Below are 22,124 nucleotides of genomic sequence, written 5' to 3'. Positions count from 1 at the left end.
GTTGCTTCCACCCGGCCGTGCCCGCATTACGCGGACAGCGCGGCGCAAGGAAGCGCCTTCCAGCCAATGCCTGCCAGATGACCACTCCCAAGACCTTCAGCACCCGCCAGATCCGCCAGGATTTCCTCGATTTCTTCGCCGGCAAGGGCCATACCATCGTGCCGTCCGCCTCCCTGGTGCCCGGCAACGATCCCACCCTGCTGTTCACCAACTCCGGCATGGTGCAGTTCAAGGACGTGTTCCTGGGGGCGGAGAAGCGCAGCTACGTGCGTGCGGCCGATGTCCAGCGCTGCCTGCGGGCCGGCGGCAAGCACAACGACCTGGATTCGGTGGGGTATACCGCCCGCCACCACACGTTCTTCGAGATGCTGGGCAACTGGTCCTTCGGCGACTACTTCAAGAAGGAGGCCATCGCCTGGGCGTGGGAGTTGCTGACCGAGGTCTGGAAGCTTCCCAAGGAGCGCCTGCTGGTCACGGTCTACCACACTGACGACGAGGCCTACGACCTCTGGCACGACATGATCGGCCTGCCGCCGGAGCGCATCGTGCGCATCGGCGACAACAAGGGCGCGCCCTATGCATCGGACAATTTCTGGCAGATGGCCGATACCGGCCCCTGCGGTCCGTGCACCGAGATCTTCTACGACCACGGCGAGCACATCGCCGGCGGTCCCCCGGGCTCCCCGGACGAGGATGGGGACCGCTACATCGAGATCTGGAACAACGTCTTCATGCAGTTCGATCGCCAGCCGGACGGCACGCTCGTCCCGCTGCCGGCGCCGTGCGTGGACACCGGCATGGGTCTGGAACGCCTGGCCGCGGTGCTCCAGCATGTCCATACGAACTACGAGATCGATCTGTTCCAGGGCCTGATCCGCAAGGCCGCCGAGCTGACCGGTACGACCGATCTCGAGAACAAGTCGCTGCGCGTCATCGCCGACCATATCCGCGCGTGCAGTTTCCTGATCGTGGACGGTGTGCTGCCCTCCAATGAGGGGCGTGGTTACGTGTTGCGCCGGATCATCCGCCGCGCACTGCGTCACGGCTGGATGCTGGGCGTTCGCCAGCCTTTCTTCCACAAGATGGTCGGCACGCTGTCCGAGTTGATGGGCGATGCCTATCCGGAACTGCCGGCGGCGCGTGAACTGGTCGAAAAGGCCTTGAAGGCCGAGGAGGAGCGGTTCGCCGAAACGCTGGACTCGGGCATGCGCATCTTCGACGACGTCGCCTCGCGCGTGGTCGATGGCGTGATTCCCGGCGCCGACGCGTTCCGCCTATATGACACCTATGGCTTCCCCGTGGACCTGACCGCCGATATCGCGCGCGAGCGCGGTCTCTCGGTGGATATGGCGGGGTTCGAGGCGGCGGTGGAGCAGCAGCGCGAAACCGCGCGCGCGGCAGGCAAGTTCACCTCCACCACCGGCCTGCCGGCCGACCTGGTGGCGCAGCTGTCGCCCACGGTGTTCCTGGGCTATGACAAGCTCGACGCAGGCGGCCTGCAGGTGGTCGCCTTGCTGAAGGATGGCCGCCCGGTACCGGCGGTGCAGGCCGGCGACGCCGCCGTGGTCATTCTGGACAGTAGCCCGTTCTATGCGGAGTCCGGCGGCCAGGTCGGCGATACCGGCGTGCTGGCGGAGCAGGGCGTCCAATTCGATGTCGCCGATACGCTGAAGTTCGCGGGCCAGTTCCACGGCCATGTAGGTCGCGTCGCCAAGGGCGGCCTGAAGGTCGGCGACCACGTGGTGGCGTCCGTCGATGCCGCGCGTCGCGCCAGTACCATCCTCAACCACTCGGCCACCCACCTGTTGCATGCGGCCTTGCGCGAGGTGCTGGGCACGCATGTCCAGCAGAAGGGCTCGCTGGTGGCGCCGGATCGCCTGCGCTTCGACTTCTCGCACTTCCAGCCGATGACGCAGGCCGAACAGGCCGAAGTCGAGCGTCGGGTGAACGCCCAGATCCGCGCCAACAGTGCGGCCGAGGTCCACCACATGGGCATGCAGGAGGCCCTGGATTTCGGAGCGATGGCGCTGTTCGGCGAAAAGTACGGCGAGCAGGTGCGCGTCCTGAAGATGGGCGACTACTCCACCGAACTTTGTGGCGGCACCCACGTGGGCCGCACGGGCGACATCGGCCTGTTCAAGCTGGTCGGCGAAAGCGGCGTATCCGCGGGCGTGCGCCGCATCGAAGCGGTCACGGGGCAGGGTGCGCTGGATTACGTGGCGGCCGAGGAGCGCCGGTTGGCCGAAGCGGCCGACCTGCTGGGCGGCAACGCTGGCGAAGTCGTCGACAAGATCCGCGCCCTGACCGATCGGCAGAAGAAGCTGGAGCGCGAACTGGAGACCCTGAAGGCCCGTGCCGCCTCCAGTGCGACCTCCGACCTGGGCGGCGCGGCGATCGACGTGGGCGGGATTCGCGTGCTGGCTCCGCGCCTGGAGGGTTTCGATGCCAAGGCGCTGCGCGATGCGATGGACCGTCTGAAGCAGCAGTTGGGCGACGCGGTGATCGTCCTGGCCGGGACCGCCGACGGCAAGGCGGCCCTGGTAGCCGGGGTGAACGGCGCCGCAACCGGGCGGGTCAAGGCGGGGGAACTCCTGTCACATGTAGCCGGTCAGATCGGGGGCAAGGGCGGTGGCCGCCCGGATCTCGCCCAGGGTGGTGGTGAGGACGGGCCCGCCCTTGCCACGGCGCTGCAAGGGGTTCCAGAGTGGGTCCGGGAGCGGATTCGCTGACCCCTTATTGGACTAAACGGTGCTTGCGGCCCGGCCCGTCCGGCCGCTAACATGCTTTAAGTTCATGAATGTACCAGGAAGCCCCCGGCCCTTTTCACGGGCCCGGCGCGCCCCCGGCACTATCCTTTGCCGGATTACGGAGAAGAAACATGTTGATCTTGACCCGCCGTGTCGGCGAAACCCTGATGATCGGCGACTCGGTCACGGTGACCGTGCTTGGCGTCAAAGGCAACCAGGTGCGTATCGGTATCACCGCGCCCAAGGACGTGGCCGTGCATCGCGAAGAAATCTACCAGCGCATCCAGCGCGGCGAAGAGATCGGTTCGCCTGCTGCGTCGGAAAACATCACGTCCGAGTGATTTTGTTTGCCGCCTGAGCGGTGAGCCGCTATCCTAGGCGGCCGTCGCGGCTTGCCTGCGGCGTGCGACAGACCCGGAGTGATGCCCGAGTGGCCGAAGGGGCTCCCCTGCTAAGGGAGTATAGGGTCAAAAGCCTTATCGAGGGTTCGAATCCCTCTCACTCCGCCAGACATAAAAAAGCCCCGCTCTGCGGGGTTTTTTTATGTCTCGTCGCAGGTGCGTGCGTCCCGGTCACAGGCTTTCGTCGGGACGAAAAAAAACAGGCAGACCATCAGTCTGCCTGTTTCGATAATGGCGCGCCCGGAGAGATTCGAACTCCCGACCGCCTGGTTCGTAGCCAGGTACTCTATCCAGCTGAGCTACGGGCGCGTTTCGTTAGACGCGGAATTCTGCACGAACGCTTTTCACCCGTCAATAACTTGAGCGAAAGATTTTCGCGACGGCGATCTTCGCGGCCGCTGCGCCCCGTTCCCCGCGTATCACCGTCAAGGCGGATATCCGAACTGGGGCGACCGTCTCATCCGCAGTGCCCATCCGGTGCGCGGATTAGCAGGGCATTCACGCCGATGCCATGAAAATGGCAGGACAGGGGATACAACGGAACGCGAGCACTCGCGGGAGTCAATTGATGCATCTTTCCAAACCCTTGCTCGGGCTGGGGCTGCTGGCCGCCGTGCCGCTGAGCGCGGCCGCCGCCACCTACAACGTCGGCCCCGGTAGGCAGTACACCCAGCTCACCACGTTCTTCAACAGCGTCAACCTGGCGCCCGGCGACATTGTCGAGGTCGACGGCAACGCCACCTATGCCGGCAACATCGTGATGGGCGACGACGACAGCGGAACCCAGGCCAGTCCGGTGACGATCCGCTGGCGCCGCGTGGCCGGGGCGACGCGGCCGCTGCTGTCCGGCGGCACGCATACGATCAAGTTCCAGCAATCGAACCACATCGTGTTCGAGGGCTTCGAGGTCACCGGCGGCTCCAGTTCGTGCATCTTCAGCGAGGCGCACAACGCCACCGTGCGGGACGTCTACGTGCACGACTGCCCGTCGCACGGCATCCTGGGTGCGGACCAGAACTCGGGATCGTTCACGCTGGAGTACAGCGAGATCGCGCGCTCCGGCCAGGGCGATCGCCGCCATGCGATCTACATGCAGTCGGACGAAGTGGCGTATCCCGACACGGTTTTCAGGATGCGCTACAACTACGTGCACAGCGCCACCGGCGGCGTGCTGGTGCGCGTGCGCCACCAGCGCGCCGAGATCCACTACAACTGGATCGAGGGCTCGGACCTGCACGAGGTCGAACTGATCGGCCCTGATTGCGAAACCCAGAAGGCGGGCTGGACGGCGGACCTGCGTCGCGAGGATGCCGAACTGGTCGGCAACGTCATCATCCACCGTTCGACCAGCCGTTCGGGGAATGCGCTGCGCATCGGTGGCGACCTGAACGGCCGCAACCAGGGACGCACGCGGCTGGTGAACAACACCATCCTGATGGACCGTTCCGGCACGGCGAACGCGGTGCTGGTCCAGCTGGGCCAGGGGTCGCTGGAGATGCACAACAACGTCATCTACCAGCCGGCGTCCGGCAGCGCGCCGAACATCGTGCGCGAGAATCCCGCGAGCAACGTCGACACGCCTTACTGCGGGCCGCAGAGCCGGGAGCCCTGGTCCGATGGACGCAAGGTGGCCGGTTCCAACAACTGGGTGCAGGCCAGTGCCGCGCTGGTACCGGCGGAATGGACCGGCACCCTGCGCGGCAGCGACCCGATGTTCACCGACCTGGCGCAGCTGAATTTCCGTCCACGAGCTGGCAGTCCGCTGTTGAATGCGGGCAACAACGCTCCGGCCACGCCGTCGGCGTTTCCGTTCCCGACGCCCCAGGTGTTGCCGGCCTTCGATCCACCGCGCCGGACCAAACTCGCGGTGGGTGATGCCCATGCGCGCCTGATGCTGGAAGGCCGCATCGACATCGGCGCGTTCGAGCAGTTCGACATCGACCAGGTGTCCGATCCGATCCGCGTCAACGGATCGCAGCCCCTGATCCCGCCGCGACCGGTCGGAACGGCGGCTCAGCCCGTGACCGCATCGCAGCCTGCGCTGGTTGCGCCTGGCCCGAGTGCACTTCCGGCCGTCCGCGAGCGCCCGCGCTGGCGGACCGCCCCCGCCGCACGTTACCGACGGGGTGTGGTCAGGCCCTGACGCCAGGCCCACGCGCAGATGCATCGAGCCGCCCTCCGGGGCGGCTTTTTTTCGGCCACGTGTCCGGCATGGGGAGCAAGTCGCGTTGGGAGATATGTGTCGGATACGCCAGACGTGCCGGTACGTGGCGATCGTCACCCCCGGTATGGGTGGAGGCGTGGCGCGGCGATGAAGGGGCGAGCTCCGGGTCGGAATCCGGATCGCCGCAACAGCAAGGGGGCTTCGATGAAGGCAGCGCGCAAGAGCCGCAAGGACCGGGTCATCCGTTTCCTGTGGCTGGCGGAAGTGGTGGTCCTGTTCGCGGCCGTGATGGCCGCGGCGTGGCTGCGTTTCCACACCGAGCCGGAGTACCAGATCCGGTTCCTGGAGCAGACGCCATGGCGCGCCTTGCTCGTGGCGCTGGCGATCACGGGCGCGATGACCGCCTTCGGCCTGTACCAGACGCATGTCCGCCATACGCGGACGGATTTCCTTCTGCGGCTGGTGCTGTCGTTCGCCCTCGGGGGTATTGCGCTGGTGGGGGTCTACTACCTGGTGCCTCCGTCCTACCTGGGCCGCGGCGTGCTGGCGATCTCGCTGGCGATCGGCGCGGGCGGCATCCTCGTGGTGCGGCTGGCCTGGGTGCGGCTGTTCCATTCCGACGTGCTGAAGCAGCGGGTGTTGATCCTGGGCGCCGGACGCAACGCCGACCTGATCAATTCCTGCATGCGCCGTCGTTCCGACCGCCGCACCTTCACCGTGGTGGGGTTCGTGCCGGTGCCCGGCCAGCCCGTGCGGGTGCGCGAAGACCTGCTGGTGCCTGTGGGCGAGGAGGGCCTGCATGAACTCACCGACCGCCTGCAGATCGACGAACTGGTGATCGCACCGGATGAGCGGCGGGGCGGGCTTCCGATGGAGCAGATGCTGCAGTGCGTGCAGCAGGGCATCTCGGTGGTCGACCTGTCCAGCTTCTTCGAGCGCGAAGCCGGCATGGTACAGCTCAACGCGGTGGATCCGTCGTGGCTGGTGTTTTCCGGCGGTTTCGATTACTCCACGCCGCGTCGGCTGAGCAAGCGGTTCTTCGACCTGCTTGCCGCCGGTGCGCTGCTGCTGGTCAGTTGGCCGTTGATGATCGTGGTGGGCATCGCCGTGTGGATGGAGTCCGGTGGCCCGGTCTTCTACAGCCAGACGCGCGTGGGCGAGCGCGGTCGCCACTTCACCCTGACGAAGTTCCGCAGCATGCGGGTGGATGCGGAGAAGGGCGGCGTGGCGGTGTGGGCCAGCAAGGACGACGACCGCAGTACCCGGGTGGGGCGCTTCATCCGCAAGACGCGGCTGGACGAGCTGCCCCAGCTGATCGCGGTGCTGCGTGGCGACATGAGTTTCGTCGGCCCGCGCCCCGAACGCCCGCAGTTCGTCGACATGCTCAACGACGAGGTGCGCTACTACGGCGTTCGACACAGCGTGAAGCCGGGCCTCACCGGCTGGGCGCAGCTCCGCTATCCGTACGGCGCGTCGGTGCGCGATGCGGAAGAGAAGCTCAAGTTCGACCTGTTCTACGTGAAGAACCACGGCCTGGTGTTCGATCTGATGATCCTGCTGCAGACCGTCGAAGTCGTGCTGTTCGGCCGTGGCGCGCGCTGAGCGGCGCCGCACGTGACGATCGCCGGGCTAGCCGGGCATCAGGCCGCGCAGGAAGCGCTTCACGCCGAACGGAAGCAAGCCCGCGATCTCGCGGCGCTGCGCGGGGTCGCGCGACAGGCCCCAGGCGCGGCGCGCCAGCGCGGTGCCTGCGGCCCAGCGGCGGCGTATCAGCATGCCGCGCGCATTGCGCAGGTAGGTGCCGGCCAGGGCGGCGTCCAGCTCGCCGTCGTCCAGCGTGCCGCGCGCGTCGGCGACCGCCTTCTCGACCACGCGGACGTAATCGTCGTACGTGCTGCTGGTCGCCGACAGGCCTTCGTGTCCGCGCATCGCGCGTACCAGCGGCTGTTCGACCACGCCGATCGGCCAGTGGCGTGCGATGCGGAGGTGGAATTCGAGGTCCTCGGCGGTGCGCAGGGCCTCGTCGAATCCGCCCAGCTGCTCCACCACCTGCCGACGCAGCATCACCGATGCGGGAATCAGGGCCGGATTGTGCAGCAGCCAGCGCAGGGCCCATCCGTCCTCGCGGACGACGTCGCGGCGACGGAACACGTCGATGTGCCGGTAGTCGCCGTCGATGCGTTCGACGTCGCAGACCACCATGCCGAACTCCGGCCGGGCATCGAGGAAGGCGACCTGCAGCGCGGTCTTCTCCGGCATCCATTCGTCGTCGCTGTCGAGCAGGGCCAGGTAGCGCCCGCGCGCGAGCCGCATGCCGTGGTTGCGCGCCGCGGATACGCCCGCGTTGGACTGCCATACGTGACGCACGCGGTCGCCGTAGCGTTCGCGCAGCATGTCGCCGGTGTCGTCGGTAGAGCCGTCGTCGACCACGATGATCTCCTCCACGGCGCGCGTCTGCGCCAGGACGGAGTCGATGGCGCGCGGCAACAGGGTCCGGCGGTTGTACGTCGGTATAATCACTGAAACTTCGATGTCGCACGCCATGTTGAAGGACGTCTCCAGGAAGCTGCTGTACACGAGCGGATTGCTCGGTCTCTATCATCGGCTGCGCAATGCCGACAGCCTGACGGTGGTGATGTTCCATCGTACCCTGAGTCCGGACGATCCGCGCTGGGCGTCCTGCGATCCGGACTACACCTTGTCCACCGAACGGCTGGAACAGTCGCTCGCCTTCTTCCGGCGCCATTACAACGTGGTGTCGCTGGAGCAGGTGCTGGCTTCGAGGCGCACCGGTGCGGCCCTGCCGCCACGCGCATTGCTGATCACGTTCGACGATGGCTGGGCCGACAACGCGGACTACGCGCTGCCCGCGCTGCGGCGCGCCGGACTGCCCGCGCTGCTGTTCGTCGTGGCCGATGCGGTGGGTACGCGCCAGCCCTTTTTCCAGGAACGCCTCATCGCCGCGTGGCGGCGTGGCGCGTTGAGTGTGGACGAACTGGTGGCGGCGCTGCCGGAAGATCAGTTGCCGGCCGCCGGCCTCGACGAATCGATCGCGTCGCTGCGCAAGGTGATCGCGCGTCTGGAAGCGCTGGATGCCGGCACGCGCGCCCGCGTGCTGGAACCGCTCATGGCCCGCCTCGACGACGGGCATCGCCACATGGTCACCGTGGAGGAACTGCAGCGGCTGCAGGACGGCGGCGTCGCGCTCGGGCTGCATGGCAAGACCCACACGCCGATGCGGCTGGCCGAGGACCTGGATGCCGAACTGGGCGGTGCCCGCGAGGCGCTGGCCAGGCAGCTGGGTCAGCCGCGCGCACGCGCCGAATCGATGTCGTTCCCGCATGGCTCGTTCGATGCGGCGATCGCGCAGCGCGCGCGCGAGGCGGGTTACGAACTGGTGTTCACCAGCGTGCCGGTACTCAATCCGACCGGGCACGGGGTGGGTTGGCTGCTGGGACGCACCGGCTTCGAGACCGACACCGTCGTCGACGGCAACGGCAACTTCCGCGAGGACTGGCTGGCGCTGTACCTGTTCCGCCGGCAGGCGCGCCGCCTGGCGTGATGGCGGCGGGGCCTGCCCGGCGCCAGGCCGCTGGCGTTACTCGTCTTCGTCGGCGGAGGTGAGGAACAGCGGCGCCGACGCGGCGGCGTCCTGCGGCGAACTCCAGCGCAGGAACACGGGGCGGCGGCTGCGTTCGACGAAGTGCAGCGCATGCCATCCGCGCCGCTGCGCGTCCGACGCGCACATCTCCACCGATACCGCGCTGTAGCCCGCCTTCCGCGCGGCATGCACCAGTTCGCCCACGTGCATCGCCGCCATGCCGTCGGTGCCGTCGACCGACCAGAAGTCGCGCACATGCAGCGTGCCGTCGATCCGCTGCACGGCGAACCAGGCCTGCAGGGCGCGGTCATGCGCCCGCTTGACCAGCAGGTAGCGGGTTGTCGCCAACGGCGATTCGTCGAAGCGCCAGCGCAGGTGGCCGACATCGCGGATCGCGATCACGTCATCGCCCTTGGGCGAACCGGACCAGACCGCATCGATGCGCGCATCGGCCTGGTCGGCCCAGGCCGAACGCAGGTGGGGGCTGCGCAGGCGCGTCCATGCGTCGCGACAGGCGACCGCGCGGTCCGCCAGCCAGCCCGCCGCCGGCGCAAGCCAGCGCGGCACGCGTTCGCGCAAGTAGCCGGCATGGCGCAGGACGCGCGCATACCGCACCAGCTGTGCGGGTTGCGCGTAGCCGAGGCGCTTGAACACCGGCGCCGCCTTCGGATTGGGAAACCCGTACAGTACGTCCAGCGCTTCCCCCGCGGCCGCGATCAGGCCCTGTTGCAGCATCAGCGCCGGACCCAGCGAGCGGTGCTGCGGCAGTACGGCCAGGTCCACCAACACGCCGGCACGCAGTTCGCGCCCGCGCCACTCCAGCCGCCTGCGGCCTGCCGATGCGGTGCCGACGTGGGCCTGGCCGGGGACGTCGAGCAGCAACTGCATCAGCGGTTCTCCATGCGGGCAGCGCAGGTAGAACCACTCGTACTTGGCGGTCATCCGGGCATCCTGGCCCAGGTTGCCGCGCCACAGCCCCAGCACCGTTTCGCGGTCGCGCGCCGGCAGGCCGGCTTCCACGAGGTACTGCGGCGCGGTGGGCATGGCGTTCATCGCTCAGTCCAGTTCGGGAACGTCGCCGGCCAGAACCGGCGCCATGTGCAGGTATTTCGTGGTCCTGCGTTTGTTGCGGATGTCGTCGTAGACCGCCTGTGCGTGCTCCGGGGTGATGCCCAGGGCGATCGCCAGTTCGCTCGCCGGACGGCCATGGTTGAGCGCCCACAGCGCCAGGTCCATCTGCTGGTAGGGCAGGGCGAAGTAGAACTCGTCTTGGCCCTGGCTCAGGCTGTAGGTGTCCGTGGTCGGCACCGCTGCGCAGACGCGCTCTGGCAGGCCCAGGTGGCGTGCCATGCCGTACACCTGCGACTTGTAGAGATGCGCGATCGGCTTGACGTCTGCAGAGCCGTCGCCGTTCTTGACGAAGAACCCCTGGTCGTACTCGACGCGGTTCGGCGTACCGACCACGCCGTAGTTGAGGCGGTCGGCATGGAAGTACTCCAGCGTCTTGCGGATGCGCTGCTTGAAGTTGGTCGCGGCCACGATGGTGAGGTAATCGGCCAGGGCCAGGTCGCGCTCGTGCATCATGCCGTCGGGAGACTGCGCCACCAGGCGGAACCGGTTGATGCGGCCTTCGGTGCCGCCATCGATGACGATCTTGAACTTCCAGCCTTCGCCGTATTCGGGCAGCGTGTTGCGCACCGCCTCGTCGCGCGCGCGATAGCAGCCGATCGCCGCCAGCGCGGGCGCGATGTCCACGGTCTCGGCGCGCACCCCCAGGTGCTCGGCCAGGATGCGCGCGCGCGCAGCGCTGTCGTCGGAGGAGTCCTGTTCGGGCAGGATCAGCGTGAAGACGCGTTCGGGCCCCAGGGCGCGCACGGCCAGCGCGCAGCTGACGGAACTGTCGATGCCGCCGGAGATCGCGACCACCAGGCCACGGCGGTGCAGCTGGCGCGCGGTGATCTCGCGCAGGCGAGTGCAGATGCGGTCGGCTTCGCTCTGGTAGTCGATGTCGAGGACGTGGTGATCGAGCTGGCTCATGGGCTTGCGGTCTGCTCCGTCAGTTGGATGCGTCGGACCTTGCCGGACGCGGTGCGCGGCAGGGTGTCGACGAAGGTGATGTGGCGGGGAATCTTGTAGGCGGCCAGGCGTGCGCGGCAGTGCGCCTTGATGCGGTCTTCGGCACGCGGGACCGGTTCGTCGGCCACCACGAACGCCTTGATGACCTGTCCGAGCGTGGCGTCGTCGATGCCGACCACCGCGACTTCGCGGATGCCGGGAAGTTCGGCGATGACTTCCTCGACATCGGTGGGGTGCACGCGGTGCGCACCGGTCTTGATCATGTCGCTGCGGCGGCCCTGCAGGAACAGGAAGCCCTCCGCATCGAGCTGGCCCACGTCGCCGGTGCGCAGCCAGCCGTCGCGCAGCGCCTTGGCCGTGGCGTCCGCGTTGCGCCAGTAGCCCAGCATGATGCCGGGGCCGCGCACGCAGACTTCGCCGCTCTCGCCGGGGCCGGCGGAACTGCCGTCATCGCGGGCGATGTGCCATTGCGTGTCCTGTACCGGGATGCCGACCGAACCGCGTTTTTCGTCCAGGAGTTCGGGCGGCAGCCAGCTGATGCGCGAGGTCGCTTCGGTCTGTCCGTACATCAGGAACAGGCGCGCGGCCGGCAGCGCCTGGCGGACGCGGTCGGCCACGGCGGGCGGCATGGAGCCGCCGGCCTGGGTCAGGTAGCGCAGCGACGACAGGTCGTGGCCGCCGCGCTCCAGCAGGTCCAGCAGCAGGATGTAGGTCGAGGGCACGCCGGAGAAACCGGTGGCGCGGTGGCGCTGCAGCGCCTCCAGCACCTGGACCGGAAACACCAGACCCGGGCCGAGCACGACGCAGGCGCCGGTCGCCAGGTGCGTATGCAGGACCGAGGCGCCGTAGGCGTAGTAGAACGGCAGCACGCTGACGATCAGGTCGTCCTGCACCAGGCCCAGGTAGGCCACGACGGCGCGCGTGTTGGCGGCCAGGTTCGCGTGGCTGAGCATCACGCCCTTGGGGTCGCCTGTCGTGCCCGAGGTGTACAGCAGCTGCGCCAGGGTGTCGTCGGCATCGGCTTCGGGCCAGGCATCCCCGCCGTCCGCCACCGGAAGCACCCCAGCAGGTTCCAGTGCGATGGCGCAGGGCAGCGGTATGCCCGTTCCGTCCCATTGCGCGAACACCTGCTCGACATCGCGGTGTCCGCTTTCGTGCAGGACGAAGCGCGCCTCGCAGTGGCGCAGCCAGGGCAGGAAATCGCGCGCGCGTGCCTGTGCATTCAGCGGCACCGCCACGCCGCCCGCCAGCCAGATGCCGTACACCGCGACTGCGGCCTCGATCCGGTTGGGCAGGACCAGCGCCACGCGCTCACCGGCATGCAGGCCGGCCTGGCGCAGGTGGTGGGCGAAGCCGGAGGCCATCTGCCAGAAGCTGCCGTAGTCGATGCTGCGCTCGCCATCGACCATCGCGATGCAGCGGGGCGCATCACGGGCGATCCGGGCGAGCTGGGTGGTCAGGCGCTCCATGGCGTGCGCGGCGGCGGCTCAGCCGGCCAGCTTGCGCGAGACGAAGGCGTCGACGGTCTCGATGGTGTCGAAGTTGGCGGGTGTCATTTCCTCGGCCGCGATCTGCAGCTTGAACGCATCCTCCAGGAAGAAGACGAGTTCGTGGATGCCCGTGGAATCGATGATGCCACCCTGGATCAGCGAGTCCTGGTCGCCCACGGCGGCCGGGTCGTCCGAGAACAGGAAATTCTGCAGGATGAACGTCTTGATCTGTTGCTTCTGCGGCATGGTGGTCCCCTGATGTTCGCCGTTCCGTTGCTGTCTACATGAACGCGGGACCGGCCCTTCACCGGCCATCTCACATGCCGCGGACACCGGCCTGCCCGGTGCTACCATCGCGCCGGCTATCCGCACCCCGACAGGAGTCCGCCATGCGCTATTCGCTGTGCCTGCTGGTCATCGCACTGGCCGCGTGCCGCCCGTCCGAACCCGTCGCCGCACCCGCCGAGCCGCCGCGTTCGGTGCAGGATCCCGCGCCGGTGGCGTACGCATCGGAAAAGCAGGCGTTCGTGGTGGCCGAGCAGGTGGTCGGGCTGGACCATCCCTGGTCGTTCGCCTTCCTGCCCGATGGGGGCGTACTGATCACCGAGCGACCCGGACGACTGCGCCGGGTCGCGCCTGATGGAGCCGTGTCGGCGCCGATCACGGGCCTGCCCGACATCTTCGTGGACGGACAGGCCGGCCTGCTGGATGTGGCGCTGTCGCCCGATTACACGCAGGATGGCTGGGTCTACCTGGCGTTCGCCGAGCCGAACTTCCGCGGCAACAAGGCGGGCACGGCGGTGGTGCGCGGCAAGCTGCGCGGCGATGCGCTGGGCGAGTCGAGCGTGGTGGACACGCAGGAGCCCAAGCTCTCGCACGGCACGCATGTCGGGGCGCGCCTGGTATTCGACGACCAGGGCCACCTGTTCGTCACCCAGGGCGACAACCGCGTGGGCGCGGCCACCGCGCAGGAACTGGACAAGCTGTCGGGCAAGATCGTGCGCATCGACGCCGACGGCAAGGTGCCGGCAGACAATCCGTTCGGGTCGCGGGCGGGTGCGCGCGGCGAAATCTGGTCGTACGGCCACCGCAACGTGCAGGGTGCGGCCCTGCATCCGGTGACGCGCCAGCTGTGGGCGACCGAGCACGGGCCCATGGGCGGTGATGAACTGAACATCCCGAAGGCCGGTCTCAACTACGGCTGGCCGGTCATCACGCACGGCATCGACTACAGCGGTCGCCCGGTGCCGGGATCGCAGGGTACGGCGGCGCCCGGCATGGAGCAGCCGCACCACGTGTGGGCGAAATCGCCGGGCCTCAGCGGCATGGCCTTCTACACCGGCGATGCGCTGCCGGGCTGGAAGGGCAACCTGTTCCTGGGCGCGCTGGCGGCGAAGGCGTTGATAAGGCTGGAACTGGACGGCGACCGCGTGGTGCATGAAGAGCGCCTGCTGACGGACCGCAACCAGCGCATCCGCGACGTACGGCAAGGACCGGACGGTGCGCTCTATGTACTGGTCGATGCGCCTGCGCCGGACGGCAAGCTGCTGCGCATCGCGCCCGCACCGGTGCCCGAAGCGGCGCCGGCACCATCCGCACCGGCGGCCGGCGCTCCGTAGCGCACGGTCTTCAACCGGCGGTCGTCGGAGCTGGCTTGCGTGCGATGAAGTCCACGCTGGTGATGCACAGCTGTTCGGCAGGCACGTCCGCGAACTGGGGATGCACCGGCATGGTGGCCAGCTGCTTCATCCGCTCTTCGCGGGTGGTGCGGGTGTCGAGATCGATGTCGAACCCGTGCCGCCGCGCACCATCGACGAACCAGTGCGCGCGCAGGCGGTTCTGGTAGAGGAAGGCGTTGTTCCAGCGCTGCCATTCCTCGTCGGAGTAGCGCAGGTAGTTCAGCTGGTGGACGTTGCGGTCCACGTAGGCGTAGTGGTCGCCGCAGTTCACCGAATGGAACATCACCCCGCGCGGCGACAGTACGCGCATCGATTCGGCATACATCGCATCGATGACCTCCGGCGGCACGTGTTCCAGCACGCTGTTGGAGAACACCACGTCGACATCGCCGTCCGGCAGCATGCTGCGGGGGGCGTCGGCTGGGGCGCGGTAGGCGATCCCTCCGCCGGTGGCCATGCCCAGGTCGGCGCCGGTGCGCAGGCGTTCGACCGGGGCGCGGTGGCGCTTCTCGACCTCCGCCAACGGCACGCCTGCCGCGGTGGCGATGCGCGGCAGGAAACCGCCGAGGATGTCCGCGCACTGCAGGGTCAGGTCCATCCGCAGATGGGGGTTCAGGTCGTACGTGGTCACACGCGCCGCACCGGCCAGATAACAGGCGAACGGGAACGTCGGATACCAGCCCGTGCCGATCTCGAAGGCGCGTACGCCGGGCAGCACGATGCCGGCATCGCGCAGGTGGCCGACCATGATTTCCCAGTCGTCCATCTTGCTGGCCAGTTCGCCGTCGAAATCGCGCAGGCCGCCGAAGCGCCGCTGCAGGTGAAAATGCAGCGCATCCCCGCCGGGCAACGCGCCGAGAACCTTCTGGATGATGCCCTTGACCCGCCAATCCATGCCTTGATCCCTCGAAGTGCGACGCGGGCGTGCCTATGCGACCACGCCGGCCGGTTGCGCCGCCGGTGCCAGGCGCGCTTCCACCGTCTGCCGGTGCACCAGCATCGTCGACAGCACGCCCATGAAGGCCTGGTTGTCGCCGAAGCCGGTCGCGCGCCCCTGCCGGCATTTCTCCACCAGGCGCCCCACCGCAGCGGCGTCGAAGTAGCCGGCCTCGCGGATCGCGTCCGGCGACAGGAGGTCGGCCACGTAGTCCAGCGGCTTGCCGTCGAAGAAGAAACTCTGGCTGTCCGGCGCGCGATAGGGCTGCTTGGTCCGCTGCACGATGTCCGTGGGCAGCAGGCCGGCCAGCGCGCGCCGCAGCAGGTACTTCTCGGTCATGCCGCGGATCTTGAAGCTGGGCGGCAGGCGGTTGGCGAATTCGATGACGCGGTGATCCAGGTACGGGAAGCGGCCCTCGATCGAATTGGCCATCGCCACTCGGTCGCCCTGCGACGACAGCAGGTAGCCGGCCAGCAGAGACTTCGCTTCCACGTACTGGTCGCGCGCCAGGTCGCTCCAGCGCGCCATGTCCGGCGGCAGCGTCTGTTCGTAGGCATCCAGTGCATCCCAGCGGGTGGCGGTCGCACGCAGCTCCGGCGACAGGAAGGCGAGCGCGCGCTGCGACGTGGTCCAGCGCGGCACGTGCGCGAAGATCGGCCGGTGCAGGTGTTCCATGCCCTGGCCAAAGAAGGATTGGGCGAACGCCGGGTTGCTGACGGGCGAGTTCTGCAGGTAGCCGTACAGCTTTTCCAACAGGCGCGGTCGCATCCGCGAGTCCGGCTGACGCGACCAGAAGCGGCGGATCTTCGCTTCCTTGAACAGGTCGTAGCCGCCGAACACTTCGTCGGCGCCTTCGCCGGTCAGCACCACCTTGTAGCCATGCCGGCGCACGCTGCCGGCCAGCAGCATCAGCGGGATCGGACCGGTGCGCAGGACCGGCGTCTCGGTATGGCGGATCAGCCGCGGCAGCGCTTCGCCAATGTCGCGGCGCGTGCAGGTCAGCGTGGTGTGCTCGGTACCGAGGTGCCGCACCATCGCCTGCTGGTGCTCGCTCTCGTCGAATTCGCCGTCCTCGAACGCCACCGAGAACGTGCGCACCGGCGTATCGGTGAAGCCGCGGATCAGCGCGACGATGCCCGATGAGTCCAGGCCGCCGCTGAGGTAGGCGCCCACCGGCACGTCCGCGCGCAGTTGCAGGCGCACGGCATCGACCAGCAGCTCGCGCAGCGTGTCCGTGGCCTGTTCCAGTGTCTGCGGGTACCGCGCGGGCGAGGTGTCCGCCGCATCCGGAAAGGTCCAGTCCCAGTAGCGGCGCAGGTGCTGGCGGCCGTCGCGTTCCACCGACAGCACATGCCCGGGCGGCAGGCTCTGCACGCCCTGGTACAGCGTGTCCGGGTCGACCGGGGCCCAGTAGGTCAGCGTCTGCATCAGCGCCTGCGGTTCCAGGTGGGCGCACTCGGGCAGCACGGCCAGCAGCGATTTCACCTCGGAGGCGAACCACAGGCGGCCACGCTGGCGCGTGTAGTACAGCGGACGGATGCCGGCACGGTCGCGCGCCAGTACCAGGCGCTGGCGCTCGCTGTCCCACAGGGCGATGGCGAACTGGCCGTTGAGGTGCTGGACGAAATCCTCGCCGTAGCGGTCGTACAGGTGCACGATCACTTCGGTATCGGACTGCGTGTAGAACTGATGGCCCTTGGCCTCCAGCATCTGCCGCAGTTCGACGAAGTTGAAGATCTCGCCGTTGAAGACGGTCCACACCGTGCGGCGCGGGTTGTGGATGGGCTGGTCGCCGGTGGACAGGTCGATGATCGACAGTCGCGCATGCGCCAGGCCGATGCTGGGTGCGGCATGGAAGCCGAAGCCGTCCGGCCCGCGGTGCGCCAGCGGATGGATCATCCGCTCCAGCCAGGGCCGTGCCTCGGTGGAGACCACATCCGGCCCCATGAAACCCGCGATTCCGCACATGTATCGCTTCCCCTGTCCTTAGTAAGAATCGTCAGGCCGAGTCGGCCGCATACGCGGCGCGCGCCGGACCCGAGCTTTCGGCGAGGGCTTCTTCGCAGGCCCGCAGCGTGTCGCGTGCCACCTGCTCCCAGTCGCGCGAGAAGCGGCGCGCGAGTGCGGCCTCGTCCCAGTCCTTCGCCAGGGCTTTCGCCAGCGCGTCCGCCAGTGCGTCCGCGTCGCGCGGCGGGACCAGCAGGCCGCTGGCCGCATCGACCACCTCGGGGATGCCGCCGACCGGCGTGGCCACCACGGGCCGGCCGCAGGCCAGCGCTTCCACCAGCACGTTGGGATGGCCTTCGGAATAGCTGGGCAGCGTGACCAGGTCGGAGGCGACCATCCACCGCGCGACCTCGGCCGGTGCCTGGCTGCCCGCCAGCTGCAACGGCAGCGCGGGTTCGGCGGCCAGGGTCGCGGCGAGTTCGGTGTACAGGGGGCCGTCGCCGACGAACACCACCCGCGCCTGCGGCCGGGCGGCGGCCAGGCGACGCGTGGCGTGCAGCAGTTCGCGCAAGCCCTTCTCGGGCACCAGCCGGCCCACGTAGAGCACCACCTCGGCGTCCTCCGGCAGGCCCAGCGCCGCGCGCGCGGCCTGGCGGTCGCCGGGGTGGAACAGGGCGGCATCGCAGCCGTTGGGAATGGCGCGGATGCGTTCCGGGTCGGCGCCGTAGCGGTCGACAGCGACGCGTCCCAGATCCTCGCTGACCACCAGCAGGCGACGCGCGGCCTGCACCACCGGACGGGTCAGGCGACGGCTGACGGCATCGCGCACGCGCAGGTCGGAACCGCGCGCGCCGGCGACGAACGGCACGCCCGCCTCGCGCGCGGCGCGCAGGGCGCCATAGCCGTCGGGATACAGCCAGTACGCCAGCACCACGTCGGGTGCGAATGCGCGGACGGGCCTGGACAGGGCGCGCGCACACATGTGGCCATTGAAGGGACGGCTGACTGCCGGCAACGCAGGGTAGGTGACGTAGTCCGCGTCGCACCCCGGCGCCACGGCGTCCTGTTCCGCGGGCTGGTACAGATAGCTGCGTGGCCGCGCCCAGCCCGGATAGGTCGCGATGGGGCTGAGCACCTTCACGTCCGCCAAGCGCGACAGTTCGCGCACCGTCTGGTAGACCGGGCGTCCGCGATGGGGCTCCCCGGCGATCGGGAACTGGGAGGTGACGATCAGGATGCGCATGCGGGAGGAAGGGGAATGGACGGGGCGCGGGACTGTCCGCCGCGTGGCGCGGTTGGCGTTGTAAGAGCCGAAGCATGCCGAGTCAGGGGGACAGGATGGGTCACGAAACGTCTACGCCCTCGCGGATGGTGGAACTGGATGCCCTGCGCGGCATCGCCGCCGTCGCCGTGCTGGGCTACCACTTCACAACGCGGTATCAGGAACAGATCGGCCACGTGGGCGGCATGCCGGTCGACCTGCTGGCGGGGAAATACGGTGTCTATCTTTTCTTCCTGATCAGCGGGTTCGTGATCTTCATGACGCTGGAGCGCACGCGTACGGCGGCGGATTTCGTGGTGTCCCGGTTTTCCCGTCTGTTCCCGGCGTACTGGGCGGCCTTCCTGCTGACGGCGACGGTGGTGTACACGGTTGGCCTGCCGCTGCAGCAGTTGCCTGCCAGCCAGGCGTTGCTCAATCTCACGATGGTGCAGGAGATCCTGGGCGCAGAGCATCTCGATGGCTCCTACTGGACCCTGCAGATCGAATTGTTCTTCTATGTGCAGATGCTGTTCTGGTACATGCTGGGACAGCTGCGGCGCATCCACTGGATCATCGGCGGCTGGCTGGTGCTGGCGACGGTGGAGGGCCTGTGCGAGAAGTACCACTGGCATTTTTCATACTGGGTGCGGGAGCTGATGATCCTGCGCTTCATCCCGTTCTTCGCGATCGGCATCCTGTTCTACCGCCTGCACCGCTACCCCGCCGAGTGGAGACTGAACCTGACGATGCTGCTGTGCGCCCTGCTGGCCATCGCCGTCGGCGAACGCCCCATCTTCCTGCCGGTGGCGCTGGTGTGCTGTGCGATCTTCGCATTGTTCGTGCGCGGGCACCTGAGGTTCCTCGACTCGCGCTTGTTCGTGTTCCTGGGGTCGATCTCCTACGCGTTGTACCTTGTGCACCAAGCGATCGGCTTCGTGGTGATCCACTATCTGGAGCGGCACGGCGTCCCGGCGTGGCTGGCATGCGGGACCGCTGCGCTGGCCACGCTGGCGCTGGCCACGCTGCTGCACACGACGATCGAGCGGCCCGCGATGCAGCGGATACGGGATGCATGGAGGGCGTCGCGGATGCAGGCGCTGTCCCCGCGATGACATCCGTCAGCGACCCTCTCCGCCGGCACCCCCCACGGCCGGGACCCGTACAGACCGGCGCGCCCGCGTCCGCGGCGTTCGACCCGCCCACCCGTGTTTTCGTATGCGGATTCGCCACCTCATGCGGCGCGAGCGGAGCCGGCACGGCATGACGGTGGCCGGGCAGGAGGGCTCAGGCGGGCTGGGCAGGATCGTTTCTTCGGCGGCGTACGGGATCGTGGGCGGGCTGCTGGGGCGTGCCGTGGGCCTGGTCGGCACGCTGCTGATCGCCCGCCACCTGACGCCGGACATCGTGGCGGAAGTCACCGCCGCCACGGTGGTGGCATTGACGGGCAACTGGATCGCAGCGTGGGGGTGCGGGCAGTACGTCGTGGTCCGTGGCGGGGAGGGACGGGATGCGGTCTTCGCCGCGACCGTGGTCTACCTGCTGGCGGGCGTGGCGATGATCGCGCTGCTGTGGTGGGCCAGTCCCTGGCTCGCGTTGTGGATGCGGGCGCCGCGGGTCGCCGACTACTTGCCCGGTGCCCTGCTCGGCATCGGCATCCGGCGCCTGGGGGCGATCCCCGACAAGCTGCTGGCCCGCGACATGCGCTTTGGCCGGATCGCGCTGGGCACCGCGCTGGGAGATGTCGTCTACGCCGTGGTGGCGGTATCGCTGGTCAGCACCACGTCGCTGGGAGGGCAGGCGATGATCATCGCCTTCATCGCGCAATCCTGCGTGATCGCGGCATCGACCATCACGGCGGTACCCTGGCGCGCCTGGTTGTGGCCGGGGCGCGTGACGAAGGCACGACTGCGCGCCCTGTTGCGTTTCGGCGCCCCGGTGACCGGCGAGATCGTGCTGAGCGAGGGCGCCCGCTACTGGGACAAGCCGTTGATGCTGAGGCTGCTGGGCGCGCACGATGCGGGCAGCTACGGCAGGGCCTTCAATTTGGCGCAGTTGCCCGCGGTGTACGTGGGGGGGCATGTCGGCGCGGTGATGATGCCCGCCGTGGTCCGTGCGCGGCCGGACGAGCGACCGGTCCTGATGGTGCGCGCGCTGGCGTTCGCCGCGCTGTTCCTGTTCCCGATGGCCGCCGGACTCGCCGTCGGCGCGCCGACCCTGGTGGCGACCCTGTTGCCGGCCACGTGGAGTCGGGTGGCTCCGCTGTTGAGCGTGCTGGCCATCGCCTCGCTGCCGGCGGCGGGCAGCTTCATACTGTCCTCTTGCCTGGCAGCGCACGCGCGCAACCATCGCCTGATGTGGATCGAAGCGGCGACGGTGGCCTGCCTGGCGGTGATGCTGTGGGCGCTGTCGGGTGCGGGCGTGGTGATCGCTTCGGTAGCGGTGGGCGTGGCGGCGCTGCTGCAATGGGGACTGACCGTGCAGGCCTGTCGCCAGGACGGCCTGCGCCTGAAGGGGCTGGTGCGACCGCTCGTGCGCGTGGCGTCGGGATGCGGCGTGATGGTGCTCGCCGTGCTGGCGTGGCGGTACGCGATGGGCGACGGGCTCCATGCCGGTCTGCGGCTGCCCGCGGAGGTCGCGGTGGGTGTGGTTGTGTATGGTGGCGTCCTGTGGGCGGGCGCGCGCGATCTGGTCGTCGATGCGTTCGACGCCTTGGGGCTGTCGCGCTTCCTGCCGCAGCGCGCGATCAGGGAAGGGGAATGACGTGATCGGATTCGATGCCATTGCACTGTTGCGCAGGCCCGCGGCGACCGAGCGCACGCGGGTGCTGGACGAGGGCCAGCAGTTCATCGAACTGCGCAGCACCGATCTGGACCGCCTGGTGGCGGCCTACCGGGCCAACGGGATGTCGGGCCGACCGGAACGCCTGCAGCGCCGCTTCGACCATGGCATGCGGTGTTTCGGCATCGACGAGCGCGGCGAGCTGATCGCATGGTTCTGGGCGCTGCATGGCGTGCCGCGCTACTTCGACGAACTGGCCTGGCAGATCCCCTTGTCGGCCACGCAGGTCTGGCTGCGCGATGCGTTCGTCGTGCCCCGGCGGCGCGGCCGTCGTCTGCTGATCGCGATGATGGGCGCGGGCATCGATGTGGAGGCCACGCCGGCGGAATACTTCTCCGACGTCAGCGTGTCCAATCTGCCCTCGCTGCGCGCGCACCGGTCGCTGGGATTCGAGCGCTTCGCCACGGTCAGGTGCCTGCGCGTCGGCGCGCGCGGGTTCTGGCGGAGCGCACCGCCCGCGGGGCTGCCCCCGCCGACGGGGCTCCGCGCGGAGGCGAAGCGGCTCGTGCTGTCGCCGGAGGAACTGGCCTGGCATCGCGCGCAGATGGCGTAGGCGCGCGGCGTCAGTCGTCGTGGCCCAGCCGGTAGGCGAGGGGGCGCAGCGGGCGGGCGGCGAGGATCGCCGCGCCATGGAGCGCGCCCGCATGCAGGATGCCTGACACCATCGGCTGCCGATCCGGCAGCAGCTCCGCCAGGTAGGACGAGGCCTGCGCCTGGCTGTCGAACATGAGCAGTGCCGGCCAGTGGGTGTCGAGCGCCTGCAGCAGGTGCCATTCGTTGAGCTTGCCGGGACTGCAGGCGGCGAATGCGGGATCCCAGCCGGTCTTGAACCCCCCCAGCACACGACCGCACAGCAGGTTGCTGCTGCTGGCCACGACCTGGTCGCCGCACAGCGTTTCCACGAAGACCAGATGGCCGCCGGCGGCAAGGCGCGCCGTCGCCTCCAGGGCGCAGCCGCGTTCGGCGGCGGCGGCCTTGATCGA

The 22,124-nt window shown here is 68.6% G+C and carries 18 protein-coding genes and 2 tRNA genes; 10 read left to right on the top strand and 10 right to left on the bottom strand.

The features are described from left to right. Positions 1 to 77 precede the first annotated feature (77 nt). The 3 genes from alaS (at position 78) to CSC76_RS12215 (ending at position 3,256) form a co-directional block, all read left to right on the top strand. Positions 78 to 2,729 (top strand): alanine--tRNA ligase, encoded by a 2,652-nt coding sequence (gene alaS, locus CSC76_RS12225; protein WP_162110289.1) that lies wholly within the window; start codon positions 78 to 80, stop codon positions 2,727 to 2,729. 149 nt (positions 2,730 to 2,878) lie between these two features. Next, on the top strand, positions 2,879 to 3,088 hold the full coding sequence (gene csrA, locus CSC76_RS12220; RefSeq protein ID WP_162110288.1) for a carbon storage regulator CsrA: 210 nt from the start codon (positions 2,879 to 2,881) through the stop codon (positions 3,086 to 3,088). Between the two features lie 75 nt (positions 3,089 to 3,163). Beyond that, positions 3,164 to 3,256: transfer RNA gene (locus CSC76_RS12215), tRNA-Ser, on the top strand. Between the two features lie 124 nt (positions 3,257 to 3,380). Here the strand turns inward: CSC76_RS12215 and CSC76_RS12210 are convergent. Then, a tRNA-Arg gene (locus tag CSC76_RS12210) sits at positions 3,381 to 3,457 on the bottom strand. Between the two features lie 259 nt (positions 3,458 to 3,716). Here CSC76_RS12210 and CSC76_RS12205 point away from each other — a divergent pair. Then, entirely contained in the window at positions 3,717 to 5,291 is a 1,575-nt protein-coding gene (locus tag CSC76_RS12205) for a right-handed parallel beta-helix repeat-containing protein (RefSeq protein ID WP_162110287.1), read from the top strand. A 225-nt stretch (positions 5,292 to 5,516) separates the two neighbouring features. Next, positions 5,517 to 6,914 carry a TIGR03013 family XrtA/PEP-CTERM system glycosyltransferase gene (locus tag CSC76_RS12200; protein ID WP_162110286.1) on the top strand — a complete coding sequence of 466 codons (1,398 nt, stop codon included), beginning with the start codon at positions 5,517 to 5,519 and terminating at the stop codon, positions 6,912 to 6,914. A 27-nt stretch (positions 6,915 to 6,941) separates the two neighbouring features. On the opposite strand, the gene CSC76_RS12195 is transcribed toward CSC76_RS12200, so the two are convergent. Beyond that, positions 6,942 to 7,856, bottom strand: coding sequence for a glycosyltransferase (locus CSC76_RS12195; protein ID WP_162110285.1), 915 nt, complete (start codon positions 7,854 to 7,856; stop codon positions 6,942 to 6,944). Here CSC76_RS12195 and CSC76_RS12190 point away from each other — a divergent pair. Further along, the gene (locus tag CSC76_RS12190) at positions 7,843 to 8,874 is read left to right on the top strand and encodes a polysaccharide deacetylase family protein (protein ID WP_162110284.1); all 1,032 of its coding nucleotides are present in this window, start codon (positions 7,843 to 7,845) and stop codon (positions 8,872 to 8,874) included. The two genes, CSC76_RS12195 and CSC76_RS12190, sit on opposite strands and share 14 nt — an antisense overlap. 36 nt (positions 8,875 to 8,910) lie before the next feature. Here CSC76_RS12190 and CSC76_RS12185 read toward each other — a convergent pair whose 3' ends face one another. From CSC76_RS12185 to CSC76_RS12170, 4 genes are read right to left on the bottom strand one after another with little or no spacing between them, the layout of a single operon-like run. Then, positions 8,911 to 9,966 carry a GNAT family N-acetyltransferase gene (locus CSC76_RS12185; protein ID WP_162110283.1) on the bottom strand — a complete coding sequence of 352 codons (1,056 nt, stop codon included), beginning with the start codon at positions 9,964 to 9,966 and terminating at the stop codon, positions 8,911 to 8,913. Positions 9,967 to 9,969: 3 nt separating this feature from the next. Beyond that, positions 9,970 to 10,950 carry an NAD(+) synthase gene (nadE, locus tag CSC76_RS12180; RefSeq protein ID WP_162110282.1) on the bottom strand — a complete coding sequence of 327 codons (981 nt, stop codon included), beginning with the start codon at positions 10,948 to 10,950 and terminating at the stop codon, positions 9,970 to 9,972. After that, a complete protein-coding gene (locus CSC76_RS12175) occupies positions 10,947 to 12,458 on the bottom strand; it encodes a class I adenylate-forming enzyme family protein (protein WP_162110281.1) in 1,512 nt (503 codons plus the stop codon). The genes nadE and CSC76_RS12175 overlap by 4 nt, the downstream gene beginning before the upstream one ends. Before the next feature lie 18 nt (positions 12,459 to 12,476). Further along, a complete protein-coding gene (locus CSC76_RS12170) occupies positions 12,477 to 12,725 on the bottom strand; it encodes an acyl carrier protein (protein ID WP_162110280.1) in 249 nt (82 codons plus the stop codon). A gap of 143 nt (positions 12,726 to 12,868) precedes the next feature. On the opposite strand from CSC76_RS12170, the gene CSC76_RS12165 reads away from it, so the two are divergent. Further along, positions 12,869 to 14,098, top strand: a complete 1,230-nt coding sequence (locus CSC76_RS12165; RefSeq protein ID WP_162110279.1) for a PQQ-dependent sugar dehydrogenase — start codon at positions 12,869 to 12,871, stop codon at positions 14,096 to 14,098. Positions 14,099 to 14,108: 10 nt separating this feature from the next. Here the strand turns inward: CSC76_RS12165 and CSC76_RS12160 are convergent, their stop codons facing one another. The 3 genes from CSC76_RS12160 to CSC76_RS12150 are packed head-to-tail and all read right to left on the bottom strand — an operon-like array spanning position 14,109 to position 18,285. Next, the gene (locus tag CSC76_RS12160; RefSeq protein WP_162110278.1) at positions 14,109 to 15,053 is read right to left on the bottom strand and encodes a class I SAM-dependent methyltransferase; all 945 of its coding nucleotides are present in this window, start codon (positions 15,051 to 15,053) and stop codon (positions 14,109 to 14,111) included. Positions 15,054 to 15,086: 33 nt separating this feature from the next. Beyond that, positions 15,087 to 17,063, bottom strand: a complete 1,977-nt coding sequence (asnB, locus tag CSC76_RS12155) for an asparagine synthase (glutamine-hydrolyzing) (RefSeq protein WP_162110277.1) — start codon at positions 17,061 to 17,063, stop codon at positions 15,087 to 15,089. Between the two features lie 31 nt (positions 17,064 to 17,094). After that, positions 17,095 to 18,285 carry a glycosyltransferase gene (locus CSC76_RS12150; protein ID WP_162110276.1) on the bottom strand — a complete coding sequence of 397 codons (1,191 nt, stop codon included), beginning with the start codon at positions 18,283 to 18,285 and terminating at the stop codon, positions 17,095 to 17,097. A 95-nt stretch (positions 18,286 to 18,380) separates the two neighbouring features. Between CSC76_RS12150 and CSC76_RS12145 the strand changes: the two genes are divergently transcribed. The 3 genes from CSC76_RS12145 (at position 18,381) to CSC76_RS12135 (ending at position 21,694) form a co-directional block, all read left to right on the top strand. Next, complete coding sequence (locus CSC76_RS12145; protein WP_162110275.1) at positions 18,381 to 19,415, top strand: acyltransferase family protein; 1,035 nt, start codon at positions 18,381 to 18,383, stop codon at positions 19,413 to 19,415. A 121-nt stretch (positions 19,416 to 19,536) separates the two neighbouring features. Next, the gene (locus CSC76_RS12140) at positions 19,537 to 21,063 is read left to right on the top strand and encodes an oligosaccharide flippase family protein (protein ID WP_162110274.1); all 1,527 of its coding nucleotides are present in this window, start codon (positions 19,537 to 19,539) and stop codon (positions 21,061 to 21,063) included. Between the two features lies 1 nt (position 21,064). Next, on the top strand, positions 21,065 to 21,694 hold the full coding sequence (locus CSC76_RS12135; protein WP_162110273.1) for a GNAT family N-acetyltransferase: 630 nt from the start codon (positions 21,065 to 21,067) through the stop codon (positions 21,692 to 21,694). A gap of 10 nt (positions 21,695 to 21,704) precedes the next feature. Here CSC76_RS12135 and CSC76_RS12130 read toward each other — a convergent pair. Next, positions 21,705 to 22,124, bottom strand: a 420-nt coding sequence (locus tag CSC76_RS12130) for a GNAT family N-acetyltransferase (protein ID WP_162110272.1), incomplete at its 5' end; no start/stop codon positions are given.

The organism is Pseudoxanthomonas mexicana, from assembly GCF_010093385.1.
GTDB lineage: Bacteria > Pseudomonadota > Gammaproteobacteria > Xanthomonadales > Xanthomonadaceae > Pseudoxanthomonas_A > Pseudoxanthomonas_A mexicana.
This window is presented reverse-complemented; position numbering and strand designations above follow the sequence as displayed.